Here is a 17,001-nt window from a genome sequence, read left to right as displayed (position 1 = left end):
TCATGCCTGATGACCATAGCGAGTCGGTCCCACCCCTTCCCATCCCGAACAGGACCGTGAAACGACTCCACGCCGATGATAGTGCGGATTCCCGTGTGAAAGTAGGTAATCGTCAGGCTCCCCAGCAAGACCAGAAACCCCACCCCGAAAAGGTGGGGTTTCTGCGTTTACGGCGGCATTGGAATCGCTATATAAGTGAGAGCTATGAGTTTGGGACAGTCAAGCAAGCCTTGACAGCAAGCGGTTGTTCCCTCATAATCATCAGTTCTCTGCGGAGGGGTGCCCGAGTGGCTAAAGGGGGCAGACTGTAAATCTGTTGGCTTACGCCTACGTTGGTTCGAATCCAACCTCCTCCACCAGAATGCAAGCTGTAGCAGTAGTTGGGAATCCATGGATCCTTGCGGGTGTAGCTCAATGGTAGAGCAGAAGCCTTCCAAGCTTACGACGAGGGTTCGATTCCCTTCACCCGCTCCAGTAACAAAGAAGTAGCGCCCATGTGGCTCAGTGGTAGAGCACTCCCTTGGTAAGGGAGAGGTCGGCAGTTCGATCCTGCCCATGGGCACCAGAAGTACTCGGTGATTGTTTGCGCGCGGCGCAACGTACGGATAAATCCTCTTAGGAGTCGAAAATGGCCAAGGGTAAGTTTGAGCGGACCAAGCCGCACGTGAACGTCGGCACGATCGGTCACGTTGACCACGGCAAGACCACGCTGACGGCAGCGATCACGACGGTGCTGACCAAGAAGTTTGGCGGCGAAGCAAAGGCATACGACCAGATCGACGCGGCGCCGGAAGAAAAGGCACGTGGCATCACGATCAACACGGCGCACGTCGAGTACGAAACGGCTAACCGCCACTACGCACACGTCGACTGCCCGGGCCACGCTGACTATGTGAAGAACATGATCACGGGCGCAGCGCAGATGGACGGCGCGATCCTGGTGTGCTCGGCTGCAGACGGCCCGATGCCGCAAACGCGTGAGCACATCCTGCTGGCGCGTCAGGTTGGCGTTCCGTACATCATCGTGTTCCTGAACAAGTGCGACATGGTGGACGACGCCGAGCTGCTGGAACTGGTCGAGATGGAAGTTCGCGAACTTCTGTCGAAGTACGACTTCCCGGGCGACGACACGCCGATCATCAAGGGTTCGGCCAAGCTGGCGCTGGAAGGCGACACGGGCGAGCTGGGCGAAGTGGCGATCATGAATCTGGCCGACGCGCTGGACACGTACATCCCGACGCCGGAGCGCGCAGTTGACGGTGCGTTCCTGATGCCGGTGGAAGACGTGTTCTCGATCTCGGGTCGCGGCACGGTGGTGACGGGTCGCGTTGAGCGCGGCGTCGTGAAGGTCGGCGAAGAAATCGAAATCGTCGGTATCAAGCCGACGGTGAAGACGACCTGCACGGGCGTGGAAATGTTCCGCAAGCTGCTCGACCAGGGTCAGGCAGGCGACAACGTGGGTATCCTGCTGCGCGGCACGAAGCGTGAAGACGTGGAGCGTGGCCAGGTTCTGGCGAAGCCGGGTTCGATCAACCCGCACACGCACTTCACGGCTGAAGTGTACGTGCTGAGCAAGGACGAAGGTGGCCGCCACACGCCGTTCTTCAACAACTATCGTCCGCAGTTCTACTTCCGTACGACGGACGTGACGGGCTCGATCGAGTTGCCGAAGGACAAGGAAATGGTCATGCCGGGCGACAACGTGTCGATCACGGTGAAGCTGATCAACCCGATCGCGATGGAAGAAGGTCTGCGCTTCGCAATTCGCGAAGGCGGCCGTACGGTCGGCGCAGGTGTGGTTGCTAAGATCCTCGAGTAACGCCAGAAAGTTCTCGTTGATCGGTAGTTTCGGGGTTGGCGGTGTCGTCAACCCCAAAATGGTTTAGGGGTATAGCTCAACTGGCAGAGCGTCGGTCTCCAAAACCGAAGGTTGGGGGTTCGATTCCCTCTGCCCCTGCCAACTCTCGCGCCGTATATGGCGCTTCGTTAAGGTGTTATGGCGAATCCTTCCGTCGAAACTGTAAATACATCCGGCGACAAGCTGATGCTCGTCGCGGGCGTATTGTTGGTCTTGGCCGGGTTCGTGGGGTTCTTCTGGCTCAGCGGCCAGGAATGGTACGTCCGCGGAGCTGCCTTGGCTGTTGGCGCTATCGCGGGTGTTGCAGTCGGTCTTCTCTCCGCGCCTGGCAAGGGTTTCATCGCTTTCGCCAAAGACTCGTACAAAGAAGTTCGCAAGGTTGTTTGGCCGACTCGTAAAGAGGCCACCCAGACAACGCTCGTAGTGTTCGGCTTCGTGTTCGTCATGGCGATCTTTCTTTGGATTAGCGATAAATCCATAGAATGGGCGATTTTCTCGGTGATTCTGGGTTGGAAATGATATGAGCGATACTCCGGCATCCCCGAGCGGCAAACGTTGGTACGTGGTGCACGCCTACTCCGGCATGGAGAAGAGCGTGCAACGTGCGCTTCAAGAGCGCATCGAACGTGCTGGCATGCAAGACCAGTTTGGTCAAATCCTCGTTCCGACTGAAGAAGTGGTCGAGGTGAAAGGCGGTCACAAATCGGTGACCGAGCGTCGTTTCTTCCCGGGCTACGTCCTTGTGGAAATGGAAATGACAGACGAAACGTGGCACCTCGTGAAGAACACGGCAAAGGTGACGGGTTTCGTAGGCGGTGCGCGTAATCGTCCGAGCCCGATTTCCCCGCGGGAAGTCGAGAAGATCATGTCGCAAATGCAGGAAGGCGTGGAAAAGCCGCGTCCGAAGACCCTGTTCGAAGTAGGCGAGATGGTGCGGGTGAAGGACGGTCCGTTCACGGATTTCAACGGCAGCGTCGAAGAAGTGAACTACGAAAAGTCGCGCGTCCGTGTTTCCGTTACAATCTTCGGCCGCGCAACGCCGGTCGAGCTGGAATTCGGCCAGGTCGAAAAGTTGTAATCCAGAATTCTACGGGGCGCACCGGTCGGTGCGTTCCGTATTTCGCGCTTACGGTCCGCGTAATGGCCGTTGAGGAGCGTAAGTAGTCTGTTTTTCGGCGAACGCGCGCTACTACTCACTGAATGTCCGCTTGCACTAGGGCGGCGTTCCTAAGAGGTTTTCAAAATGGCAAAGAAAATCATCGGCTTTATCAAGCTGCAGATTCCTGCAGGTAAAGCCAACCCGTCGCCGCCGGTCGGTCCGGCACTGGGCCAACGCGGCCTGAACATCATGGAGTTCTGCAAGGCGTTCAACGCGCAGACTCAAGCTATGGAACCGGGTCTGCCGATTCCGGTCGTGATCACCGCGTTCGCGGACAAGAGCTTCACGTTCGTTCTGAAGACGCCGCCGGCTACGGTTCTGATCAAGAAGGCAGCGAAGATCGACAAGGGTTCGGCCAAGCCGCATACCGACAAGGTCGGCAAGATCACCCGCGCTCAAGCTGAAGACATCGCCAAGACCAAGATGCCCGATCTGACGGCAGCTGATCTGGACGCAGCGGTTCGAACGATCGCTGGTAGCGCCCGCTCGATGGGCATCACCGTGGAGGGCGTGTAAATGGCTAAGCTTTCAAAGCGTCTGCAGGCATTTGCAGCCAAGGTTGATCGTCAAAAGCTGTACGCGATCGACGAAGCTCTGTCGCTCGTGAAGGAATGCGCAAGCGCGAAGTTCGACGAGTCGATCGACGTTGCAGTGCAACTCGGCATCGACGCGAAGAAGTCGGACCAAGTGGTTCGCGGTTCGGTTGTCCTGCCGGCTGGTACCGGTAAGTCGGTTCGCGTGGCCGTGTTCGCACAAGGCGAAAAGGCTGAGCAAGCTCGTGCAGCCGGCGCAGAAATCGTCGGTATGGAAGACCTGGCTGAACAAGTCAAGGCCGGCAAGCTGGACTTCGACATCGTGATTGCTTCGCCGGACACGATGCGCGTTGTCGGTACGCTCGGTCAGATCCTCGGCCCGCGCGGCCTGATGCCGAACCCGAAGGTTGGCACGGTTACGCCGGACGTCGCAACCGCGGTCAAGAACGCCAAGGCTGGTCAGGTGCAATTCCGTGTCGACAAGGCCGGTATCATCCACGCCACGATTGGCCGTGCTTCGTTCGAGCCGACTGCTCTGCGTAGCAACCTGAACGCTCTGGTCGACGCGCTGCAAAAGGCGAAGCCGGCAACGAGCAAGGGTGTGTACCTTCGTAAGGTTGCGCTGTCGAGCACGATGGGTGTTGGCGTTCGCGTCGACCAGGCATCGATCGCAGCACAGTAATAAATTTCATCGCCTCGATGTGAGTCGGGGCGGTTTTATGGGCTTTGGGCGGTCGCAAGATGGCAGTCTGCATCGAGCGACCGGTTGTCAAAGACCGTTGGCGGGAACGCAGCAGGTAGGCGAACCCTTAATGCAAAGCCAACGCAGATGGCGAACCCGAAAAGGTTTTGTAGTGATGAAACCGTTCGATCTCCACAGCAATGTGGGTGTTGGGCGGTCGAAATACTCCTGACTGGTCGGACGCCGTTATTGAACGCGGTACACAAGGCGCACGCTGCGTGTATCGAATCTGGAGGTTAACCGTGCCACTCAATAAAGAAAGCAAGCAGGCCGTCGTCGCTGAGGTTGCCGCGCAAGTCGCGAAAGCCCAGACCGTGGTTCTGGCTGAGTATCGTGGGATCACGGTTGGCGATCTGACCAAGCTGCGCGCGAAAGCGCGTGAGCAACAGGTTTACCTTCGCGTGTTGAAAAACACGCTGGCGCGTCGCGCTGTCGAAGGTACCCCGTTTGCTTCTTTGGCAGAGCAGATGACCGGTCCCCTGATCTACGGCATCTCGGAAGATGCCATTGCCGCTGCTAAGGTCGTCAACGACTTCGGCAAGAGCAATGACAAGTTGATCATCAAGGCTGGTTCCTACGAAGGCAAGGTGATGGACAAGGCTGGCGTGCAAGCGCTGGCAAACATCCCGAGCCGCGAAGAACTGCTCTCCAAGCTGTTGTACGTTATGCAAGCACCTGTTTCCGGCTTTGCGCGCGCCCTGGCCGCGCTGGCAGAAAAGAAACAAGGCGAAGAAGCCGCTGCGTAACGCACTTCAGTCGAGCGTGATTGATCGCTGGCTGTATCCGAATTCAATTTAGGAGTATTTCAAATGGCAATCGCAAAAGATGACATCCTCGAGGCAGTAAGCTCGATGTCGGTTCTGGAACTGAACGAGCTGGTCAAGGCGTTCGAAGAAAAGTTTGGCGTGTCGGCAGCTGCTGTTGCAGTGGCAGGCCCGGCAGGCGGCGGCGCTGCTGCTGCTGCTGAAGAGCAAACCGAATTCACGGTCAACCTGACGGAAGTCGGCGCGAACAAGGTTTCGGTCATTAAGGCTGTTCGCGAACTGACGGGTCTCGGCCTGAAGGAAGCGAAGGACCTGGTCGACGGTGCACCGAAGCCTGTTAAGGAAGCGGTACCGAAGGCTGCTGCTGAAGAAGCCAAGAAGAAGCTGGAAGAAGCCGGCGCGAAGGCTGAAATCAAGTAAGTTTCGGCGCGTTGTGCGAAGGCTGGCGGTTTTCCACCGCCGGCCTTTTTGTGCTTGTTGGGGGCCACGTTTTTGCCAGCCGGTTTCGGCAAGAACAGGAGCCCCAGAAGCCAAAGAGAATCGTCTATCGGTAATATTGACCGGCGTTTCTCTTTGTCTTCTGAAGCGACTGCAGAAGGCAAGTTTGGTCGGGTAGCGGGCAACACAGGCATCCGCTGCCGTCAGCCAGCGGTTGGTAGCGGCCAACCACCAAGCTTCTAGGCTCGTTCAAGCCATCGGACGGCCATCGGGTCTCAGTCGGTGAACACTCGGGTTGTCTCATCAAGGTATCCTACCTCGACAACAATGCCCGCCGTGATTCGGAGATCGTATGCAATATTCCTTCACCGAGAAGAAGCGCATTCGCAAGAGTTTTGCGAAGCGCCCCATCGTTCACCAAGTACCTTTCCTGCTGGCTACCCAGCTTGAATCATTCAGCACGTTTCTGCAAGCAGACACGTCATCCACGCAACGCAAGCCGGAAGGCCTGCAGGCTGCGTTCACGTCCGTTTTTCCGATTGTTTCGCATAACGGGTTCGCTCGTCTAGAGTTCGTCAGCTACATGCTGTCGCCGCCGGCATTCAACATCAAGGAATGTCAGCAGCGCGGTTTGACGTACTGCTCCGCACTGCGCGCGAAAGTGCGTCTGGTGCTGCTCGACAAGGAATCGCCGAGCAAGCCGGTCGTCAAGGAAGTGAAGGAACAGGAAGTGTACATGGGCGAAATTCCGCTCATGACGCCGACGGGTTCGTTCGTCATCAACGGCACGGAACGAGTGATCGTTTCGCAGTTGCATCGTTCGCCGGGCGTGTTCTTCGAACACGACAAGGGCAAAACGCACAGCTCGGGCAAGCTCCTGTTCTCGGCGCGCATCATTCCTTACCGCGGTTCGTGGCTCGACTTCGAGTTCGATCCGAAGGACGTGCTGTACTTCCGCGTCGACCGACGTCGCAAGATGCCGGTCACGATCCTGCTGAAGGCTATTGGCCTGACGCCGGAACAGATCCTCGCGAACTTCTTCGTGTTCGACAATTTCACGCTGATGCCGGAAGGCGCGCAGATGGAATTCGTGCCGGAGCGTCTGCGTGGTGAAGTCGCACGTTTCGACATTTCGGATCGTGATGGCAACGTGATCGTCCAGAAGGACAAGCGGATCAACGCCAAGCACATTCGCGATCTCGACAACGCGAAGACGAAGTTCATCTCGGTGCCGGAAGACTATCTGCTCGGTCGCGTGCTGGCGAAGAATGTCGTCGACGGCGACACGGGTGAAGTCATCGCTAACGCGAACGACGAAATCACCGAAACCGTCCTCGAAAAGCTCCGCGAATCGAAGATCAAAGACATCCAGACGCTCTATACGAACGATCTGGATCAAGGTCCGTACATTTCGTCGACGCTACGTATCGACGAAACCGCGGACAAGATGGCCGCTCGCATCGCGATCTACCGCATGATGCGCCCGGGCGAACCGCCGACCGAAGAAGCGGTCGAGGCGCTGTTCAACCGCTTGTTCTACAGCGAAGATGCATACGACCTGTCCAAGGTGGGCCGTATGAAGTTCAATCGTCGCGTGGGTCGCGACGAAATCGTCGGCCCGATGACGCTGCAAGACGACGACATCCTCGCCACGATCAAGATCCTGGTCGAGCTGCGTAACGGCAAGGGCGAAGTGGACGACATCGACCACTTGGGCAATCGTCGTGTGCGTTGCGTCGGCGAACTGGCGGAAAACCAGTTCCGCGCAGGTCTCGTGCGTGTCGAACGTGCTGTGAAGGAACGCCTCGGCCAGGCCGAAAGCGAAAACCTGATGCCGCACGACCTGATCAACTCGAAGCCGATTTCGTCGGCGATTCGCGAGTTCTTCGGTTCGTCGCAGCTGTCGCAGTTTATGGACCAGACCAACCCGCTGTCGGAAATCACCCACAAGCGCCGTGTTTCGGCACTTGGCCCGGGCGGTTTGACGCGTGAGCGCGCTGGCTTTGAAGTCCGCGACGTGCACCCGACCCACTACGGCCGTGTGTGCCCGATTGAAACGCCGGAAGGTCCGAACATCGGCCTGATCAACTCGCTCGCACTGTACGCGCACCTGAACGAATACGGCTTCCTCGAAACGCCGTATCGCAAGGTGGTGGACAGCAAGGTGACCGATCAGATCGACTATCTGTCGGCGATCGAAGAAGGCCGTTACGTGATCGCTCAGGCGAACGCGGCGGTGGCTGCTGATGGCTCGCTGACCGACGAACTGGTGTCGTCGCGTGAAGCAGGCGAAACGCTGATGGTTACGCCGGACCGCATCCAGTACATGGACGTGGCGCCGTCGCAGATTGTCTCGGTGGCAGCATCTCTGATTCCGTTCCTCGAGCACGATGACGCGAACCGCGCATTGATGGGTTCGAACATGCAGCGTCAGGCTGTGCCGTGTCTGCGTCCTGAAAAGGCCGTGGTCGGTACGGGTATCGAACGCACCGTGGCAGTCGACTCGGGTACGACGGTTCAGGCATTCCGTGGTGGTGTGGTCGATTATGTCGACGCAGGCCGTATGGTGATCCGCGTGAACGACGATGAAGCCGTTGCTGGCGACGTCGGCGTGGACATCTACAACCTGATCAAGTACACGCGTTCGAACCAGAACACGAACATCAACCAGCGCCCGATCGTGAAGGTCGGCGATATCGTGTCGCGTGGCGACGTGCTGGCTGACGGTGCATCGACCGACCTCGGCGAACTGGCTCTCGGCCAGAACATGCTGGTCGCGTTCATGCCGTGGAACGGCTACAACTTCGAAGATTCGATCTTGATCTCGGAGAAGGTGGTTGCTGACGATCGTTACACGTCGATCCACATCGAAGAACTGAACGTCGTAGCTCGCGATACGAAGCTCGGACCGGAAGAAATCACGCGCGACATCTCGAACCTGGCTGAAGTGCAACTCGGCCGTCTCGACGAGTCGGGCATCGTCTACATCGGCGCTGAAGTCGAAGCAGGCGACGTGCTGGTCGGTAAGGTCACGCCGAAGGGCGAGACCCAGCTGACGCCGGAAGAAAAGCTGCTGCGCGCGATCTTCGGTGAGAAGGCTTCGGACGTGAAGGACACGTCGCTGCGCGTGCCGTCGGGCATGAGCGGCACGGTGATTGACGTTCAAGTGTTCACGCGTGAAGGCATTCAGCGCGACAAGCGTGCGCAACAGATCATCGACGATGAACTGAAGCGCTATCGCCTCGACCTGAACGACCAGCTGCGTATCGTGGAAGGCGATGCATTCCAGCGTCTCGCACGTATGTTGACTGGCAAGGTCGCGAACGGCGGTCCGAAGAAGCTCGCGAAGGGTACGAAGATCGAACAGGCTTACCTGGAAGATCTCGACCACTACCACTGGTTCGACATCCGCCTCGCGGACGAAGAAGCAGCGGCACAGCTCGAAGCGATCAAGGACTCGATCGAACAGAAGCGTCACCAGTTCGATCTGGCGTTCGAAGAAAAACGCAAGAAGCTCACGCAAGGCGACGAACTGCCGCCGGGCGTGCTGAAGATGGTCAAGGTGTATCTGGCGGTGAAGCGTCGTCTGCAGCCTGGCGACAAGATGGCCGGCCGTCACGGTAACAAGGGTGTGGTGTCGAAGATCGTTCCGATCGAAGACATGCCGTACATGGCCGATGGCCGTCCTGCTGACGTCGTGCTCAATCCGCTCGGCGTGCCGTCGCGGATGAACGTGGGTCAGGTTCTCGAAGTGCATCTGGGTTGGGCCGCGAAGGGTCTCGGCTGGCGTATCGGCGAAATGCTGCAGCGTCAGGCGAAGATCGCTGAACTGCGCGAATTCCTGACCAAGATCTACAACGAGTCGGGCCGTGCTGAAGAGCTGGACAGCTTCACGGACGACGAAATCGTCGAACTGGCGAAGAACCTGCGCGAAGGCGTTCCGTTTGCCACGCCAGTGTTCGACGGTGCGACGGAAGAAGAAATGTCGCGCGCGCTGGATCTGGCATTCCCGGACGACATCGCCAAGAACCTCGGCATGACGCCGTCGAAGAACCAGGTGCGTCTGTATGACGGCCGCACGGGTGAGATGTTCGAACGTACGGTGACTGTCGGCTACATGCATTACCTGAAGCTGCACCACTTGGTCGACGACAAGATGCACGCGCGTTCCACGGGCCCGTACTCGCTCGTGACGCAGCAGCCGTTGGGCGGTAAGGCGCAGTTTGGTGGCCAGCGTTTCGGTGAAATGGAAGTGTGGGCGCTCGAAGCGTACGGCGCATCGTACGTGTTGCAAGAAATGCTGACGGTGAAGTCGGATGACGTGGCGGGCCGGACCAAGGTGTATGAGAACCTGGTCAAGGGTGATCACGTGATCGACGCCGGCATGCCGGAATCCTTCAACGTGCTCGTGAAGGAAATCCGCTCGCTCGGTATCGACATCGACCTCGACCGCAACTAACCGGACTACGGAGAGAAAGCAATGAAAGCTCTGCTCGATCTATTCAAGCAAGTCCAACAGCCTGAAGTTTTTGACGCGATCAAGATCGGTCTGGCCTCGCCAGACAAGATCCGTTCGTGGTCGTTCGGTGAAGTCAAGAAGCCGGAAACCATCAACTACCGGACGTTCAAGCCGGAACGCGATGGTTTGTTCTGCGCGAAGATCTTCGGGCCGATCAAAGACTACGAATGCCTTTGCGGCAAGTACAAGCGCCTGAAGCATCGTGGCGTGATCTGTGAAAAGTGCGGCGTCGAAGTGACGCTCGCGAAGGTGCGTCGCGAACGGATGGGCCACATTGAGTTGGCCTCGCCGGTCGCTCACATCTGGTTCCTGAAGTCGCTGCCGTCGCGTCTGGGCATGGTGCTCGACATGACGCTGCGCGACATCGAACGCGTGCTGTACTTCGAAGCATACGTGGTGATCGATCCGGGCATGACGCCGCTGAAAGCGCGGCAGATCATGACCGAAGAGGATTACTACAACAAGGTCGAAGAGTACGGTGACGAATTCCGTGCCGAGATGGGCGCGGAAGGCGTTCGCGAACTGCTGCGCGCGATCAACATCGACGAGCAGGTCGAGATGCTGCGCACCGAACTCAAGAACACGGGTTCGGAAGCGAAGATCAAGAAGTACGCGAAGCGTCTGAAGGTGCTCGAGGCTTTCCAACGTTCGGGCATCAAGCCTGACTGGATGGTGCTCGAAGTGCTGCCGGTGCTGCCGCCGGAACTGCGTCCGCTGGTGCCGCTGGATGGCGGCCGCTTCGCGACGTCTGACCTGAACGACCTGTATCGCCGCGTGATCAACCGTAACAACCGGTTGAAGCGTCTGCTCGAACTGAAGGCGCCTGAAATCATCGTTCGCAACGAAAAGCGGATGCTGCAGGAAGCCGTCGATTCGCTGCTCGACAACGGTCGTCGCGGTAAGGCAATGACCGGCGCGAACAAGCGTCCGCTGAAGTCGCTCGCTGACATGATCAAGGGTAAGGGCGGTCGTTTCCGTCAGAACTTGCTCGGTAAGCGTGTTGACTACTCGGGCCGTTCGGTGATCGTGGTCGGCCCGACGCTCAAGCTGCATCAGTGCGGTCTGCCGAAGCTGATGGCGCTCGAACTGTTCAAGCCGTTCATCTTCAACAAGCTCGAAGTGATGGGTGTCGCTACCACCATCAAGGCAGCGAAGAAGGAAGTCGAGAACCAGACGCCGGTGGTGTGGGACATCTTGGAAGAGGTGATCCGCGAACATCCGGTCATGCTGAACCGTGCGCCGACGCTGCACCGTCTTGGCATTCAGGCTTTCGAGCCGGTGCTGATCGAAGGTAAGGCTATCCAGCTGCACCCGCTCGTTTGCGCGGCGTTCAACGCCGACTTCGACGGTGACCAGATGGCTGTGCACGTGCCGCTGTCGCTCGAAGCGCAGATGGAAGCGCGTACGCTGATGCTGGCGTCGAACAACATCCTGTTCCCGGCCAACGGCGATCCGTCGATCGTGCCGTCGCAGGATATCGTGCTCGGCCTGTACTACGCGACGCGTGAAGCAGTGAACGCCAAGGGCGAAGGGCTGACGTTCACCGGCGTGTCGGAAGCACTGCGTGCTTACGAGAACAAGGAAGTCGAGCTGGCCTCGCGCGTCAACGTGCGGATCACGGAAATGGTCCACAACGAAGACAAGTCGGAAGGTGCGCCGGCGTTCGTGCCGAAGATCTCGCTGTACGCGACGACCGTCGGCCGCGCAATCCTGTCGGAAATTCTTCCGCCGGGCCTGCCGTTCTCGGTGCTGAACAAGCCGCTGAAGAAGAAGGAAATCTCGCGTCTGATCAACACCGCATTCCGCAAGTGCGGTCTGCGTGAAACGGTGATTTTCGCCGACCAGTTGATGCAGTCGGGTTTCCGTCTGGCAACGCGCGCTGGTATTTCGATCTGCGTCGACGACATGCTCGTGCCGCCGCAGAAGGAACAGATCGTCGGCGACGCCGCGAAGAAGGTGAAGGAATACGACCGTCAGTACATGTCGGGTCTCGTCACGTCGCAAGAACGCTACAACAACGTGGTCGACATCTGGTCGGCAACGTCGGAAGCGGTCGGCAAGGCGATGATGGAACAGCTGTCGACGGAACCGGTGGTCGATCGCGACGGCAACGAAACGCGTCAAGAGTCGTTCAACTCCATCTACATGATGGCTGACTCGGGTGCTCGTGGTTCCGCGGTTCAGATTCGTCAGTTGGCCGGTATGCGCGGTCTGATGGCGAAACCGGACGGCTCGATCATCGAGACGCCGATTACGGCGAACTTCCGTGAAGGCCTGAACGTGTTGCAGTACTTCATCTCGACCCACGGTGCACGTAAGGGTCTGGCTGATACGGCACTGAAGACGGCAAACTCGGGTTACCTGACGCGTCGTCTGGTCGACGTGACGCAGGATCTGGTGGTGGTCGAGGACGATTGCGGTACGTCGAACGGCGTCGCCATGAAGGCGTTGGTCGAAGGCGGTGAAGTCGTCGAAGCGCTGCGTGACCGTATCCTGGGTCGCGTGACGGTGGCTGACGTCGTCAATCCGGAATCGCAGGAAACGCTGTACGAAACGGGCACGTTGCTCGACGAAGACGCGGTCGAAGAAATCGAACGCCTCGGCATCGACGAAGTGCGCGTGCGTACGCCGCTGACTTGCGAAACGCGTTACGGTCTGTGCGCAGCCTGCTATGGCCGCGACCTGGGTCGTGGCTCGTCGGTCAACGTCGGTGAGGCAGTTGGTGTGATCGCTGCTCAGTCGATCGGTGAACCGGGCACGCAGCTCACGATGCGTACGTTCCACATCGGTGGTGCAGCATCGCGTGCAGCAGTGGCTTCGTCGGTTGAAGCCAAGTCGAACGGTACGGTGCGTTTCACGGCGACGATGCGTTACGTCACCAACGCGAAGGGCGAGCAGATCGTCATCTCGCGTTCGGGCGAAGCCATGATCACCGACGACCACGGCCGCGAGCGTGAACGTCACAAGGTGCCGTACGGCGCGACGCTGTTGCAACTGGACGGTGCGCAGATCAAGGCCGGCACGCAACTGGCGACGTGGGATCCGATGACGCGTCCGATCATCACCGAGTACGGTGGTACGGTGAAGTTCGAAAACGTCGAAGAAGGCGTGACGGTTGCCAAGCAGATCGACGATGTGACGGGTCTCTCGACGCTGGTCGTGATCGACGTGAAGCGCCGCGGTTCGCAAGCGTCGAAGACGGTGCGTCCGCAGGTCAAGCTGCTCGACGCGAACGGCGAAGAAGTCAAGATCCCGAACACCGAGCACTCGGTGCAGATCGGCTTCCAGGTCGGCGCTCTGATCACCGTGAAGGACGGTCAGCAAGTGCAGGTCGGCGAAGTGCTGGCACGTATCCCGGTTGAATCGCAGAAGACGCGTGACATTACCGGTGGTCTGCCGCGTGTGGCCGAACTGTTCGAAGCGCGCTCGCCGAAGGACGCCGGCATTCTGGCGGAAGTCACGGGCACGACGTCGTTCGGTAAGGACACGAAGGGCAAGCAGCGTCTCGTTATCACGGACCTCGAAGGCAATCAGCACGAGTTCCTGATCGCGAAGGAAAAGCAGGTTCTGGTGCACGATGGTCAGGTCGTCAACAAGGGCGAAATGATTGTCGACGGGCCGGCTGATCCGCACGACATTCTGCGTTTGCAGGGCGTCGAAGCGCTGGCGCGTTACATCGTGGACGAAGTGCAGGACGTGTATCGTCTGCAGGGCGTGAAGATCAATGACAAGCACATTGAAGTGATCGTCCGTCAGATGCTGCGCCGCGTGCAGATCGTCGACAACGGCGACACGCGCTTCATCATGGGCGAACAGGTCGAGCGTTCGGATATGCTCGACGAGAACGACCGGATGGCTGCGGAAGGCAAGATTCCGGCAACCTACGACAACGTGCTGCTCGGTATCACGAAGGCATCGCTGTCGACCGATTCGTTCATCTCCGCGGCGTCGTTCCAGGAAACGACTCGCGTGCTGACCGAAGCGGCGATCATGGGCAAGCGCGACGATCTGCGCGGGCTGAAGGAAAACGTGATCGTTGGTCGTCTGATTCCGGCTGGTACGGGTCTCGCGTTCCACAAGGCACGCAAGAGCAAGGAACTGTCCGACCGCGAGCGTTTCGATCAGATCGCAGCGGAAGAGTCGTTCGAATTCGGTACGCCGGAAACCCCGGCCGCCGAACAGCAGCACTCAGGCGAGTAAGTCCCGGCGGCGCAAGCCGCTTGGGGCTCACCAGCCAGCGAAGCCGCTCAGTTTCGACTGAGCGGCTTTTTTATGCGCCTCATTTTTGTGCGTTTTTTGTGGATTCGTCGGCCGAACGGCTAACGTTGTCGCAAAGCGCGGGCGCAGCACGAATGCGTTGGTAAAATTCGTGTCACCGGCATTACGCTGCTTCTCTCAAATTCATGTCCCGTCCGCTCGAAATCCTCAACGAAGTCTTTGGTTACCCCGCGTTCAGAGGACAGCAGGGAGAAATTGTCGAGCACGTTGCCGGCGGCGGCGATTGCCTCGTGCTGATGCCGACGGGCGGCGGCAAGTCGTTGTGCTATCAGATTCCGTCACTGGTGCGGCGCGAAGCGGGATGCGGAGCGGGGATCGTGGTGTCCCCGCTGATCGCATTGATGCAGGACCAGGTCGCCGCACTCACGGAAGTCGGCGTGCGTGCCGCTTACCTGAACTCGACGCTGTCGAGCGCGGAGGCGATGGCCACCGAGCGCGCGCTGCGTGAAGGCGAAATCGATCTGCTGTATGTGGCGCCGGAACGGTTGATGACGCCTCGTTTCCAGGAGTTGCTCGAGCGCACGCGTATCGGGCTGTTCGCCATCGACGAAGCGCACTGCGTGTCGCAATGGGGTCACGATTTCCGTCCTGAATACATTCAGTTGTCGGTGCTGCACGAGCGCTTTCCGAACGTGCCACGCATTGCGCTCACCGCAACCGCCGACGCGATCACGCGCGACGAAATCATCCACCGTCTCGCGCTCGATGACGCGCGCATCTTCGTATCCAGCTTCGATCGCCCGAACATCCGCTATCGCATCGTCGAAAAGGACAATGCGCGTACGCAATTGCTCGACTTCATTCGCGCCGAACATTCGAAACCGGACGGCACGACCGACGCCGGTGTTGTCTACTGCCTGTCGCGTCGCAAGGTCGAAGAAACGGCAGAGTGGCTGAAAGAGAAAGGAATGCGCGCGTTGCCTTACCACGCCGGCATGGACTTCGAAATCCGCCAGAAGCATCAGGAGATGTTTCAGCGCGAGGAGGGCATCGTGATGTGCGCGACGATCGCGTTCGGCATGGGAATCGACAAGCCGGATGTGCGCTTCGTGGCGCACCTTGATTTGCCGAAGAGTGTCGAAGGTTACTACCAGGAAACCGGGCGCGCAGGCCGCGACGGCATGCCGGCGAACGCCTGGATGGCGTACGGTCTGGGCGACGTCGTGCAGCAGCGCAAGATGATCGATGAGTCCGACGCCGACGATGCGCATAAGCGTGTGCAGACCGGCAAGCTCGATGCGCTACTCGGGCTGTGCGAAGCGGCGACCTGCCGCCGGGTGCGGCTGCTCGCGTATTTCGGCGAATCGAGCAAGCCGTGCGGCAACTGTGACAACTGCATCGAGCCGCCCGACACATGGGACGCGACGCGCGAAGCGCAGATGGCGCTGTCCTGCGTATTCCGCGCGCAGCGCGCGAGCGGGTTTCACTTTGGCGCCGGCCACCTGATCGATATCCTGCGTGGCAACCGCAGCGAAAAAATCCAGCAGCGCGGTCACGAGAAGCTCACCACCTTTGGGATCGGGGCCGCGCTCGGCGAGCCGGAGTGGCGCGCCATCTTTCGCCAACTCGTCGCATTTGGCTACCTCACCGTCGACCACGAAGGTTTCGGCTCGCTGGTGTTGACCGAGGCTGCCAAAGCGGTGTTGAAGAGCGAGCAGAACGTGACGATGCGCCGCTACGTGAAGCCGACGCGTACCCGCCAGTCATCCGGCCGCACCAGCGAGCGCGCCGACCCGACGATTGGCATGGGGCCTCGCGAACGTGCCCGTTGGGAGCGCCTGCGCGCGTGGCGCACCGAAACGGCGAAGAGCGACGGCGTCCCTGCCTACGTCATCTTCCACGACGCCACGCTGGCGGAAATCGCCCGCAACGGCCCCGATTCAATCGAGGACTTGCGCGGTATTCCAGGCATGGGTGCACGCAAACTCGACCGTTTTGGCGACGAGTTGCTGGAAGTCGTCGGCGCCGACTGAGCGCCGTCGAGCCCCGTTTGCGGTCGGCAGGCGTGCGAAACATTGCAACCTGTTGACTCGCTTAGCATTTTCGGAATATTATGCTAGGTTCCGGTTCTTGGAATGCCTGCGCATAGAGTCAATTCATGCGCTGACAGCCCGGTCCGGAAGTTCGATGCGCAATCGTTTCTGCTTTGCCCGGAAACAGATGCGTCGATTTTGTTCAATTTCAGGAATAAACAATGCCAACCATCAATCAACTGGTTCGCAAAGGCCGCGCGTCGGAAACGACGAAGAGCAAGAGCCCGGCTTTGCAGGACTGCCCCCAGCGTCGCGGCGTGTGCACCCGTGTGTACACCACGACGCCGAAGAAGCCTAACTCGGCACTGCGTAAGGTTGCCAAGGTTCGTCTGACGAACGGCTTCGAAGTTATTTCGTACATCGGTGGTGAAGGCCACAACCTGCAGGAACACTCGGTCGTGCTGATTCGCGGCGGTCGTGTTAAGGACTTGCCGGGTGTGCGTTACCACATGGTTCGCGGCTCACTGGATACCCAGGGCGTCAAGGATCGTAAGCAGGCTCGCTCGAAGTACGGTGCGAAGCGTGCCAAGGCTGGCAAGTAATTAGCTGGTCAGTGTAGTTTCAGGTCGCCTGCCAAGGCGGTAATAGCGGTGGTGCCGGAATCGCCGGTGCTGTCGAGTAAGTGGTCACCCGACCAGGCTGGTAAGTCGTTAGAGATGAATCGGGTTAGTTGGTGG

11 protein-coding genes, 4 tRNA genes and 1 rRNA gene are annotated in these 17,001 nt (G+C 59.1%); all 16 read left to right on the top strand.

Annotation, left to right across the window (positions count from 1 at the left end; genetic code table 11):
- The first annotated feature begins 5 nt into the window (after positions 1-5).
- The 16 genes from rrf to rpsL all read left to right on the top strand — a co-directional run bounded on the left by rrf (position 6) and on the right by rpsL (position 16,866).
- Positions 6-118 (top strand): 5S ribosomal RNA (rrf, locus tag GNZ13_RS45800).
- Between the two features lie 155 nt (positions 119-273).
- Positions 274-359 (top strand) — tRNA-Tyr (locus GNZ13_RS45795).
- Positions 360-400: 41 nt separating this feature from the next.
- Positions 401-474 (top strand) — tRNA-Gly (locus tag GNZ13_RS45790).
- 16 nt (positions 475-490) lie between these two features.
- Positions 491-565 (top strand) — tRNA-Thr (locus GNZ13_RS45785).
- A 63-nt stretch (positions 566-628) separates the two neighbouring features.
- A complete protein-coding gene (tuf, locus tag GNZ13_RS45780; RefSeq protein ID WP_063497539.1) occupies positions 629-1,819 on the top strand; it encodes an elongation factor Tu in 1,191 nt (396 codons plus the stop codon).
- Between the two features lie 65 nt (positions 1,820-1,884).
- A tRNA-Trp gene (locus GNZ13_RS45775) sits at positions 1,885-1,960 on the top strand.
- A gap of 36 nt (positions 1,961-1,996) precedes the next feature.
- Positions 1,997-2,377, top strand: a complete 381-nt coding sequence (secE, locus tag GNZ13_RS45770) for a preprotein translocase subunit SecE (RefSeq protein ID WP_046567533.1) — start codon at positions 1,997-1,999, stop codon at positions 2,375-2,377.
- A gap of 1 nt (position 2,378) precedes the next feature.
- A complete protein-coding gene (nusG, locus tag GNZ13_RS45765) occupies positions 2,379-2,936 on the top strand; it encodes a transcription termination/antitermination protein NusG (protein ID WP_007180147.1) in 558 nt (185 codons plus the stop codon).
- A 165-nt stretch (positions 2,937-3,101) separates the two neighbouring features.
- The gene (rplK, locus tag GNZ13_RS45760; RefSeq protein WP_025496715.1) at positions 3,102-3,533 is read left to right on the top strand and encodes a 50S ribosomal protein L11; all 432 of its coding nucleotides are present in this window, start codon (positions 3,102-3,104) and stop codon (positions 3,531-3,533) included.
- Positions 3,534-4,232 (top strand): 50S ribosomal protein L1, encoded by a 699-nt coding sequence (gene rplA, locus GNZ13_RS45755; protein ID WP_035554727.1) that lies wholly within the window; start codon positions 3,534-3,536, stop codon positions 4,230-4,232.
- A gap of 302 nt (positions 4,233-4,534) precedes the next feature.
- Positions 4,535-5,038, top strand: coding sequence for a 50S ribosomal protein L10 (rplJ, locus tag GNZ13_RS45750; RefSeq protein ID WP_054043370.1), 504 nt, complete (start codon positions 4,535-4,537; stop codon positions 5,036-5,038).
- Between the two features lie 63 nt (positions 5,039-5,101).
- Positions 5,102-5,476 carry a 50S ribosomal protein L7/L12 gene (rplL, locus tag GNZ13_RS45745; protein ID WP_027803638.1) on the top strand — a complete coding sequence of 125 codons (375 nt, stop codon included), beginning with the start codon at positions 5,102-5,104 and terminating at the stop codon, positions 5,474-5,476.
- 370 nt (positions 5,477-5,846) lie between these two features.
- Positions 5,847-9,953: a DNA-directed RNA polymerase subunit beta gene (gene rpoB, locus GNZ13_RS45740; RefSeq protein WP_120289159.1), complete on the top strand. Its 4,107-nt coding sequence runs from the start codon at positions 5,847-5,849 to the stop codon at positions 9,951-9,953.
- A gap of 21 nt (positions 9,954-9,974) precedes the next feature.
- Positions 9,975-14,213, top strand: a complete 4,239-nt coding sequence (gene rpoC, locus GNZ13_RS45735) for a DNA-directed RNA polymerase subunit beta' (RefSeq protein WP_153137668.1) — start codon at positions 9,975-9,977, stop codon at positions 14,211-14,213.
- A 203-nt stretch (positions 14,214-14,416) separates the two neighbouring features.
- Positions 14,417-16,264, top strand: a complete 1,848-nt coding sequence (gene recQ / locus GNZ13_RS45730; RefSeq protein ID WP_172177408.1) for a DNA helicase RecQ — start codon at positions 14,417-14,419, stop codon at positions 16,262-16,264.
- 221 nt (positions 16,265-16,485) lie between these two features.
- On the top strand, positions 16,486-16,866 hold the full coding sequence (gene rpsL / locus GNZ13_RS45725; RefSeq protein ID WP_006998493.1) for a 30S ribosomal protein S12: 381 nt from the start codon (positions 16,486-16,488) through the stop codon (positions 16,864-16,866).
- Positions 16,867-17,001 lie beyond the last annotated feature (135 nt).

It is taken from the genome of Paraburkholderia elongata (assembly GCF_013177735.1).
GTDB lineage: Bacteria > Pseudomonadota > Gammaproteobacteria > Burkholderiales > Burkholderiaceae > Paraburkholderia > Paraburkholderia elongata.
This window is presented reverse-complemented; position numbering and strand designations above follow the sequence as displayed.